This is a genomic window from Muricaecibacterium torontonense (assembly GCF_004793925.1).
GTDB classification, from domain to species: domain Bacteria; phylum Actinomycetota; class Coriobacteriia; order Coriobacteriales; family Atopobiaceae; genus Leptogranulimonas; species Leptogranulimonas caecicola.
The window spans coordinates 221,919-227,918 of the sequence record NZ_SRYE01000005.1 but is presented as its reverse complement, the minus strand read 5'-3'; the positions used below and the strand labels follow the sequence as shown (position 1 = coordinate 227,918).

4 protein-coding genes are annotated in these 6,000 nt (G+C 55.0%); all 4 read right to left on the bottom strand.

The window, feature by feature from the left end; all coding sequences use genetic code 11:
• The coding region (locus E5334_RS08585; protein WP_136013173.1) for an amino acid permease at positions 1-959 on the bottom strand (959 nt) is incomplete at its 3' end.
• 358 nt (positions 960-1,317) lie between these two features.
• Positions 1,318-2,793 (bottom strand): basic amino acid/polyamine antiporter, encoded by a 1,476-nt coding sequence (locus E5334_RS08580; RefSeq protein ID WP_275439001.1) that lies wholly within the window; start codon positions 2,791-2,793, stop codon positions 1,318-1,320.
• A 344-nt stretch (positions 2,794-3,137) separates the two neighbouring features.
• On the bottom strand, positions 3,138-4,133 hold the full coding sequence (gene argF, locus E5334_RS08575; protein ID WP_136013172.1) for an ornithine carbamoyltransferase: 996 nt from the start codon (positions 4,131-4,133) through the stop codon (positions 3,138-3,140).
• Positions 4,134-4,294: 161 nt separating this feature from the next.
• Complete coding sequence (gene arcA / locus E5334_RS08570) at positions 4,295-5,548, bottom strand: arginine deiminase (protein WP_136013171.1); 1,254 nt, start codon at positions 5,546-5,548, stop codon at positions 4,295-4,297.
• Positions 5,549-6,000 lie beyond the last annotated feature (452 nt).

The window sequence follows — 6,000 nt, the reverse complement described above, 5'->3', positions numbered from 1 at the left end:
CCTGCCACAGACACGATCATGGCGATGGTGATGAAGGCGCCGCCCCAGCCGGGAGCCATGTGGTCCATGACGTAGGTCATGGCAGGATAGTCCATAGCTGCGATCTCATTAAAAGGCAGCACGCCAAAGGGAAGCACCGATACGCCGATGTAGATGACCAGCAGGGCGATGAGACCGATGACGGTGGCCTGGCCAGCCTCAGCCTTGGACTTAGCGCGGCTCGAGACTACCGAAGCGCCCTCGATGCCGATAAAGCACCAGAACATGATCATCATGCAGTTCACGATCTGGTCGGACACAGAACCCAGAGAAACCGCATTTGCACCCAGCTGGCCCATGGCCACCGCATTGTCATAGAGAGTGCCCCAGAAGTCGGCGGTAAACACGCCAGCATTGAAAGACACCAAGGCGAAGATCACAAAGAGTGCAAGCGCAGCTACCTTGGCGACCATGACAATAGCGTTGATGAACGAAGCGCTCTCGACACCGCGGATAACCAGAATGGTGATGCCCCACATGACTACCGAGGCAATGGCGATGCAAGCCACCGTATTGCCTGGCAAGAAAGGCTCATAGAAAAAGCCCACGGCACTCATCATGATGGTGGCAAAGGCTACGTTGCCCAGCCAAGCGGAGAGCCAATAGCCCCAGCCAGAGATGAAACCTGCGAAAGGACCAAAACCCTGGGTGGCATAATTAAAAATGCCGTCGAGATCAGGGCGTACCTCTGCCAGGTTCTTCAATGACAACGCCAAGCAGAGAAAACCCACACCCACGATAAGCCATGCGATAAGTGCGGGACCAGGTGCAGCTACACCACCTAGCTGTCCTGTAAGTGCAAATGCACCCGAGCCAATACAAGAGCTCACCACCATGCCGATGAGGCTAAAGAGCCCCAGTCCGCCAGGCACTCCTCCTTTGGTGCCTGACCCGTGAGCTGTCTGCGCTTCCTGTGCCATAACGCCTCCTCCTTATATGCACACTAGCGTAATAATCCCGCCGCACCGGGTTGCCTTAATCTGCGTTACTCCCCTATTTGGATCCAAAGCAGGCTGCGGCAGAACTTTATGCACTTAATAGTAGTTTTCTTACGATCCTATTGAAGGGACTTCTCGGTATAAGGCAGTTCTCATGGTGCGTACGCAGGTCTTATTCAAAATCACTCAGTAATATTAGGTATACCATATTCATAGCTATATGCATTGACCCTTATTTTATTCTTCCTTCGGTTTCGGTGAACGGTATGAAATTAGGGCACCGGTTCCCGCTGCGAACCGGTGCCCTAATTTTTTGATACGCTGGTCGACCTGAAAGCTATTAGAAGGTGATGAGACCTGTCGCCACCATGATCAAAGCCAACATGCCGGCAGCCACAACCAAACCCATGACCACTTTTTCGGCCGGCGTAAAGATAGTCTTCTTGTTTTCTTTGCGACCTGCCACATAGACAAAGATGCCAGGGATATAACCCACGCAGGTGAGCAGCAGATAGCTCCAGCCGTTGAGCAGCGTGCCGATGATCAAGAAGAGCGTGGCGATAAGACCGCAGATGCCCTGCCCCGTTTGGCCTGAGGCAAAGGATACCTTCATGTTGAAGGCAGAGGCCAAGGCCCAGGTCACCACAATGGCGACCGTGCACAGAGAGAAGGCGAAGTTATAGGCATCCTCGGTGAAGATGAGCGTGAGCATGAAGAGCTGGGTGCACACACCCACTACTATCAGAGAGAACTGAGGGGCACCCTTCTTGTTGAGCTCGCCCCACTTAGCAGGAATGAGGTGATGATCGGCCATTTGCTGGGTGGTCTCAGCCGGCAAAATGGTGAAGGAGAGCCAAGAGCCTGCCACAGACACGATCATGGCGATGGTGATGAAGGCGCCGCCCCAGCCGGGAGCCATGGAATCGAAGACGTAGATCATGGCAGGCTTAGGAAGCTGAGCGATCTCGGTGTAGTCCATATAGCCAAAGGGCAGTACAGACACGCCAATATAGATGACCAGCAGTGCGATAAGGCCGATGACGGTTGCCTGGCCGGCCTCGGCCTTGGACTTAGCACGGCTCGAGATGACCGATGCGCCCTCGATGCCGATGAAGCACCAGAACATGATCATCATGCAGTTCACGATCTGATCTGGAATAGTGCCCAATGCCTGGGCGTCTCCCCCAGCTTGTCCCAGAGCCACCATGTTGTCATAGACGGTGCCCCAGAAATCCTCAGTAAAGATGCCCGCGTTAAACATCACCAACGCGAAGATGATGAAGAGGCCAAGAGCAGCTACCTTGGCGACCATGACGATAGCGTTGATGAACGAGGCGCTCTCTATGCCGTTCATCACCAGAATAGTGATGCCCCAAAGGATCACAGAGGCGATAGCGATGCAGGGGATCGTATTGCCGGCCTCAAAAGGAGGATAGAAGTAACCAATAGCGCTCATCATGATGGTGGCAAAAGCCACGTTGCCCAGCCAGGCAGAAAGCCAGTATCCCCAGCCAGACAAGAAGCCTGCGAAAGGACCAAAACCCTGGGTGGCGTAGTCGAAAATGGAGTCAAGGTCGGGGCGCTTATCGGCCAAATTCTTCAAAGAAAGCGCCAAGCAGAGAAAGCCTACGCCTACGATAAGCCAAGCGATGAGCGCTGCTCCAGGTGAAGCCACCTGGGCGATCTGACCCGTCAGTGCAAAGGCACCTGAGCCGATACAGGAACTTACAACGATGCCGATAAGGCCAAAGAGGCCAATCTTGGCAGCGCCCGTGGGTTTCTCCGGCTTTTGCGCCGGAGCGGTGGTATCACTCACAAAATCCCCCTTAACGAGTTAGCTCTGAGGCTCTTTTGTGAGCCTCCCATCAAGGAGGTACCTGCCCAACAGCCTTTATCCTCAAATTTAAGATTAGGATTATTCTGTCTGATAATTGCTATACATTTTTTTCTTGCATAGCGGGTTATTTATCAATGACATCGTGGTGGAAGCTCTTTTTATACAGTTTACTGCTCTCATACTACGCAGGTTACTTTCACTAATATTTAAATGGATCTCAGATTACAAAAGAAGCCGGACAAGGTCTTTCTACCTTATCCGGCTTCTGGCTACCTAAAGGAGAGCGCTCTTAGACACTCTTGCTTCTTTTATGGGAATAGAAGTTACTTCAGGGTTGCGTACATAACAGCCTTGATGGTGTGCATGCGGTTCTCGGCCTCATCGAAGACCTTGGACTGGCTGGACTCGAAGACCTCGTCCGTGACCTCCATCTCCTTGATGCCAAACTTCTCAGCGACATCCTCGCCGATGGTGGTCTTGGTGTCGTGGAAGGAAGGCAGGCAGTGCATGAAGATGGCGTCCTTGTGAGCCAGACCCATGAGCTCGCTGTTGACCTGGAAGGGTTTGAGCTCCTTGATGCGCTCCGCCCAGAGCTCGGCAGGCTCGCCCATGGATACCCAAATGTCGGTGTAGAGAACGTCGGCGTCCTTAGCAGCAGCCTTAGGATCGTCGGTGAACTCGATGGTGGCGCCGGTCTCCTTGGCGATCTCCTCGCACTTGGCGATGAGATCGTCAGCAGGACGCAGCTCCTTGGGGCCGGCACCTACGAAGTGCATGCCCATCTTGGCGCAGAGCACCATGAGGGAGTTGCCCATGTTGTTACGGGTGTCGCCAAAGAAGACGAACTTCAGGCCCTTGACGCCCATGGGGAAGTTCTCCTCGATGGTGAGCAGGTCGGCGATCATCTGAGTGGGATGGAACTCGTCGGTAAGGCCGTTCCATACGGGCACACCGGCCTTCTCGGCGAGCTCTTCTACGAGCTCCTGGGAGAAGCCACGGTACTCGATGCCGTCATACATACGGCCGAGAACGCGAGCGGTATCCTCGATGGACTCCTTCTTGCCCATCTGAGAGCTGCCGGGATCCAGGTAAGTAACGCCCATACCCAGATCATTGCCGGCCACCTCGAAGGAGCAGCGGGTACGAGTGGAGGTCTTCTCGAACAGAAGCACGATATTCTTGCCGGTGAGGTACTTGTGAGGCACACCGTTGCGCTTCATGTCTTTGAAGGTCTTGGCGACGTCCACGAGATACTGGATCTCGGCAGGAGTGTAATCGAGGATCTTGGTGAAGCTGCGGCCAGTGATATTCACGCCCATAGCAGATTCCTTTCGATAGAGTCGCATCGCATAGGGCAGCGACTCTGATGAATAGATAAAAAAGATGCCGTGCAACCCAAATGCCGGGACTTAGGTTACAGCCGCGTCGACCGCGGCCAGGACGAATCCTGGCCGCGGAGGAGGCCAAAACGATTAGAGGATTAGAGGTCCTCACGCCAGAACGGCATGCTCATGCAGCGGGGGCCGCCACGGCCGCGGGAGAGCTCGGCGCTGGGGATAACCAGCAGCTCCATACCGGCCTTGTAGAGGATGTCGTTGGTGACGTTGTTGCGCTGATAGACGCAGATGGTGCCGGGACGCACGCAGAGCGTGTTGGAGCCGTCGTTCCACTGCTCACGAGCAGCTGCAATAGGATCGCCGCCGCCGCAGGGGATCAGCGTGACCTGATCGAGACCCAGGATCTTGGCGAGGGTGTGCTCGAGGGTGTCGTTCATTTCCTCGATCTTGACCTCGTTCTCGTGGGCGCCGGGGGTCATCTTGAAGACCTGGAGCGTGCCCATGATGGCGGGGTGAATGGTGAACTTGTCGACGTCGATCTGGGTGAACACGGTGTCCAGGTGCATGAAGGCACGGGAGACAGGGATGTTGAAGGCGTAGATCTCGTCGATGGGGCAATTCTCGCCGTGGCTCCAGAACATGTGGTTAGCCATGACGTCGATTGCAGCAGCCTCGGTACGTTGGGAGATACCCACCGCGATGGCGTGGCTGTTGAGGTTCAGCACGTCGCCGCCCTCGGTGTGGTAGGCGGAGTTGCGGCGATACCACAGAGGGCTGTCCTTGTAGTCAGGGTGATACTTGAAGATGTACTTGCCGTAAAGGGTCTCGCGGTTACGGGTTACCGAGTACATGCGGTTGAGGTTGACGCCGTTGCCCACTACTGCGAAGGGATCGCGAGTGAAGTAGAGGTTGGGCATGGGGTCAACGAGCAGGTCGCTTTCAGTGTCGCCGTCGGTGCCCACGATAGAACGCAGGGTCTCAGACGACTTAACGGGGAGCTGGACCTCCTGCTTGGTCACACCAGCCATGGTGTGGAGGACCATCTCGTAGTTGTCCTTGAACGAATCGATGTACTCGCGGATGATCGCGGGAGCGTGCTTGCCAGAGATGCCAGCCTCTTCGATCCACTGATCCAGGAACTCGTCGCGAGCCTGGGGAGCGGCATCCAGAGCCTCAGCCATGAGCTTCTCGAGGTAAAGCACCTCGACGCCCTGGTCGCGCAGGGTCTGTGCGAAGGTGTCATGCTCCTCCTGGGCCACGGGCAGGAAGGGAACGTCGTCAAACAGCAGACGCTCCAACTCGTCCGGGGGCAGGTTCAGCAGCTCGTCACCGGGGCGGTGCAGCATGACCTTCTTGAGGTTGCCGATTTCGCTCGGGACATGAAGTCCTTTGGACATTGTGCCTCCTTCTTCGACGGCACCCCGTTGTCCGGCAGGGTGCGTACCAGGACAGAAAAGCCTAACGGGACTGCGGCCGGGTTTTTAGGATTCGCAGATCCCTAAGCGATGCCATTTGGGCCTCGCTGCTTTCACGGCCCCATTATGCTTCCCATCGGTGCATATTGTTTCCGGTAACCCCCCAACGGTTACATTTCAACCGCCACCGGATAGCGTCCCCACATATTATCGCCATTAGTGTAGGTTCGGTGTGGTTCCCATTGATTTCCTGCGCTTTTACCTTAGGCAGCACTTTGCCTTCGTTCACTTTTTTACAAACGCTCTCCGTTTTTATGCGCATTTATCTGAAAGCTCCCAGAAATAAACCGTGCCTAAACCAAGAGCCTAATGCATAAATATACAGTATTCTTGTATATTATTGCAACATCCAATAGGTGTCGTACCCGCTACTG